Origin of the sequence: Rhodoferax sp., assembly GCF_037143375.1 — a bacterium.
GTDB lineage: Bacteria > Pseudomonadota > Gammaproteobacteria > Burkholderiales > Burkholderiaceae_C > Rhodoferax.
The window spans coordinates 1-2,281 of the sequence record NZ_JBAWYV010000284.1 but is presented as its reverse complement, the minus strand read 5'-3'; the positions used below and the strand labels follow the sequence as shown (position 1 = coordinate 2,281).

Below are 2,281 nucleotides of genomic sequence, written 5' to 3'. Positions count from 1 at the left end.
GCAATCATGACCCAGCCGCCCGCAAACGAACAGACCGCATAGGGCTGGTGGTCGCAAAAGGCGCGGGGGATTTCGTTGCACACCATGTCGCGCATCACCCCGCCAAACACCGCCGTGACCATGCCCATCAGCACGGCCACCATGATCGGCATATTACTGTCCAGGGCGATCTGGGTGCCGCCAGCGGTGAAGAGGCCCAAGCCCAGCGCGTCGGGCCATTGCATGGCGCGTTCGGTCGGCTCGAAATGGTGTTTGCGCATGAAGACCATGGCCCCGATGCCCAAAATGAGCAGCACCCACAACCAACCTGCATGCGCCACCCAGAAGAAGGGCCGCCGGTCCAGCAGGATGTCGCGCAGCGTGCCGCCGCCAAAAGCCGACAGGCCCATCACCATAAAAATGCCCACGACATCGAGCCGCTTGCGCGCGGACTCGATCAGGCCGGAGAGTGCAAACGCCACGGTGGCTGCGGCTTCAATGGCAATCTGGGTGTTGGAGAGCGTCAGGACTTCGGTGAGTTTGGGAATCGTCATCCCACTATTAAACGACAGCCCTTGCTGATGTTCTTTATGTGTATTTCGAGATAAGCAAATGGAATGTAAGTAGTTTGAGTTTTAACGATGGCGTTTCACAATCCGCCACAACCTGTTTCATTACTCAGAAAAACTGCGAAATTTCCTCAACATGGCAAGCATCATCATCGTTCCCGGCTGGCGTGATTCCGGCCCCGGTCACTGGCAAAGCCTGTGGGCCGATGCTTTGCCCGGCGCGGTGCGGGTGAAACAAGACGACTGGATCACGCCCTCGCGCAAAGCCTGGGTGGCGTCTATCGGTCAGACCATCCTGGCACAAGACGGCCCGGTGGTGATCGTGGCGCACAGCCTGGGCTGCATCGCCACCACACACTTGCCGCCCGAAGCGGTTGAAAAAATTCAGGGCGCGCTGCTGGTGGCACCGGCCGACCCGGAGCGCCGCAGCATCCTGGCCGACTTTGCGCCGGTGCCGTACCAGCCACTGCCCTACCGCAGCATCATCGTGGCCAGCAGCAACGACCCGTATTGCCCGGTGCGCACGGCTGGCGCTTATGCCCGCGCTTGGGGCAGCGAATTTGTGCGCTTGCAAATGGCGGGTCACATCAATATCGAATCCGGCTTTGGTGCCTGGCCCCTGGGCTTGGCGCTGCTGCAGTCCCTGACCGGCGAATCGTACGCCGCGTCAATCCCGTACACCCCTCATTCAAACGACGCCTTGGAATCCGCATGAAATTTAAGACAAAACTGACGCTAGCCCTTGCTGAAATTGCGCTAACAGCTACTAATTTTGTAGCGGCGCAATCCACGCTGCTGAACGCCTCTTACGACGTGTCACGCGAGTTTTACAAAGACTACAACGTGGCTTTCGCGGCCCACTATAAAAAAACCACCGGCAAGGACGTGAAGATCGACCAGTCGCATGGTGGCTCCAGCGCGCAGGCGCGGGCCGTGAATGACGGTCTGGACGCCGATGTGGTCACCATGAATACGACCACCGATGTGGACTTTTTGGCCAGTACCGGCATCGTGGCCAAAGACTGGGCCAAACGCTTCCCCGGTAACGCCTCGCCCACCAGCAGCACCATGTTGTTTCTGACGCGCAACGGCAACCCGAAAAACATCAAGGATTGGGACGACTTGATCAAACCCGGCATTCAGGTGATTGTGGTCAACCCCAAGACCGGCGGCAACGGCCGCATGGCCTATCTGGCGGCCTGGGGTTATGTGCGCAAGAAAGGCGGCACCGACGCGCAAGCGGCTGAGTTTGTCGCCAAGCTGTTCAAGAATGTGCCGGTGCTGGCCAAGGGCGGGCGCGATGCGACCACCATCTTTTTGCAACGCAACATTGGCGATGTGTTGGTGACGTTCGAGTCCGAAGTGTTGTCGGTGGACCGTGAATTTGGCGCGGGCAAGGTCGATGCCGTGCACCCGTCCATCAGCATCGTGGCAGAAAATCCGGTGGCCGTGGTGGAGCGCACGGTGGCCAAAAAAGGCACAGGCGCGTTGGCCAAGGCCTATCTGGATTATTTGTATTCGGATGAGGCGCAAGAGATTGCCGCCAAGCATGCGCTGAGGCCACGTTCGGCGGTTTTGTTGAAGAAATACGCCAGCACCTTCAAACCGATTCAGTTGTTCGCGGTGAGTGAATACTTTGGTTCCTTGTCAGAGGCGCAAAAAGTGCACTTCAACGATGGCGGCCAGTTCGACAAACTCTACACCGTCAAGTAAATGACCACTGCGACTATTTC

3 protein-coding genes are annotated in these 2,281 nt (G+C 58.4%); 2 read left to right on the top strand and 1 reads right to left on the bottom strand.

The features are described from left to right. A partial coding sequence (locus WCG50_RS19040; protein WP_336901169.1) for a TRIC cation channel family protein occupies positions 1-533 on the bottom strand: 533 nt, incomplete at its 3' end. Positions 534-684: 151 nt separating this feature from the next. Between WCG50_RS19040 and WCG50_RS19035 the strand changes: the two genes are divergently transcribed. Both WCG50_RS19035 and WCG50_RS19030 read left to right on the top strand, forming a co-directional pair. Beyond that, positions 685-1,263: an alpha/beta hydrolase gene (locus tag WCG50_RS19035; RefSeq protein ID WP_336901168.1), complete on the top strand. Its 579-nt coding sequence runs from the start codon at positions 685-687 to the stop codon at positions 1,261-1,263. Next, positions 1,260-2,261, top strand: coding sequence for a sulfate ABC transporter substrate-binding protein (locus WCG50_RS19030; protein ID WP_336901167.1), 1,002 nt, complete (start codon positions 1,260-1,262; stop codon positions 2,259-2,261). The genes WCG50_RS19035 and WCG50_RS19030 overlap by 4 nt, the downstream gene beginning before the upstream one ends. Positions 2,262-2,281 lie beyond the last annotated feature (20 nt).

Bases quoted from the DNA above. Each gene is read 5' to 3' on its own strand.
- WCG50_RS19035 (WP_336901168.1), top strand. From the start codon at position 685: ATGGCAAGCATCATCATCGTTCCCGGCTGGCGTGATTCCGGCCCCGGT.
- WCG50_RS19030 (WP_336901167.1), top strand. From the start codon at position 1,260: ATGAAATTTAAGACAAAACTGACGCTAGCCCTTGCTGAAATTGCGCTA.